Below are 1,476 nucleotides of genomic sequence, written 5' to 3'. Positions count from 1 at the left end.
CAACTATCTATTTTTTTCTGTTGTTGCTTCATAAAGCTGTCAACTTGCTCAAAAGTATCAACTTCAATATCCATATTATCTCCATTTTTATTCTTTTTCTATATGTTATCATATAAGTTCTTAACCTTATTTGTGGTACACAATAATGTCATTAAATGATGTTATCCTTAAATCTTAGAGTCACTATTGTATAATTTAGACAAAGGACAAAAACATGAAAAAACGCTACTCAAAAGAATTTAAAGAAACCCTTATCGCCTTCTATCATTCTGGTCAATCCGTCACCCAGCTGTCTAAAGAATACGACGTGGCCCCTGCAACAATTTATAAATGGATAGACCTCTACTCTAAATCTAATGAAAGCTCCGTCTCTAAAGCTGATTTTCTAGAATTAAAAAGACAACTGGCTAAAGTTAAGGAAGAACGAGACATCTTAAAAAAAGTATTGACCATATTCGCCGAGAAAAAGAAGTGAGTGCTGCGGATATGGCTCAAACCATACAAACTTTAGCACTCAATGTCAGACTAAGCTGTCAACTCCTTGATGTTCCTGAATCAAGTTATTATGAACGGATTAACCGACATCCATCTAAAACTCAATTAAGGAGACAATACCTGTCACTCAAAATTTCTCAACTCTTCAATGCTAACCGAGGAATCTATGGTGCTCCTAAAATTCATCATCTTCTACTTAAACAAGGGGAAAAAGTCGGGTTAAAACTGGTACAGAAGCTAATGAAGCAACTTCAACTCAAGTCTGTAGTCATTAAGAAATTTAAGCCTGGATACTCACTAAGTGATCACATCAATCGAAAAAATCTTATACAGACTGAACCTACAAAGAAAAATAAGGTTTGGTCAACCGACATTACTTATATTCCTACTCAACAAGGATGGGCTTATCTCTCAACCATTATGGATCGTTATACTAAAAAAGTCATTGCTTGGGATTTGGGCAAGCGAATGACTGTAGAATTAGTGCAAAGAACTTTAAATAAGGCCATTAAATCACAAGACTATCCAGAAGCTGTTATTCTTCATTCTGACCAAGGAAGCCAGTATACGAGTCTAGAGTATGAAGAGTTGCTTAAGTATTATGGGATGACTCACTCTTTCAGTCGAAGGGGATACCCTTATCATAATGCCAGTCTTGAATCTTGGCATGGACATTTAAAAAGAGAGTGGGTGTATCAATTTAAATATAAGAACTTTGAAGAAGCCTATCAGAGTATTTTCTGGTACATCGAAGCCTTTTATAATTCAAAACGAATCCATCAAAGTTTAGGGTATCTTACACCTAATCAATTTGAAAAGGTAAGTGCTTAAAATAAATAGATTAAAATTCTACGTTTGTTACTCTAAAAACTTGACTTAACGTCAATGGGTAGAAGGAGTTGTTTTTTGGAAAAAATTTATAGCAAAAAATTAACTCAGATTTCTAATTATTTAACTTTTTAATTTATGTTCTTTACTATA

1 protein-coding gene is annotated in these 1,476 nt (G+C 33.7%); it reads left to right on the top strand.

All coding sequences use genetic code 11. The annotated features are described in order from the left end of the window. Positions 1-214: 214 nt before the first annotated feature. Positions 215-1,326, top strand: a protein-coding gene (locus ACFY1E_RS47895; RefSeq protein ID WP_152993289.1) for an IS3-like element IS981 family transposase whose coding sequence is annotated in 2 segments (ribosomal slippage) — positions 215-431 and positions 431-1,326 — 1,113 coding nt in all. Because the reading frame shifts where the segments join, the coding sequence is not laid out codon by codon here. Positions 1,327-1,476: the final 150 nt, after the last annotated feature.

This window comes from Streptomyces sp. NPDC001604 (genome assembly GCF_042893475.1).
Classification (GTDB): domain Bacteria; phylum Actinomycetota; class Actinomycetes; order Streptomycetales; family Streptomycetaceae; genus Streptomyces.
Note: the sequence above shows the minus strand (reverse complement) of the source record. Positions and strands in the feature narration are given on the sequence as shown.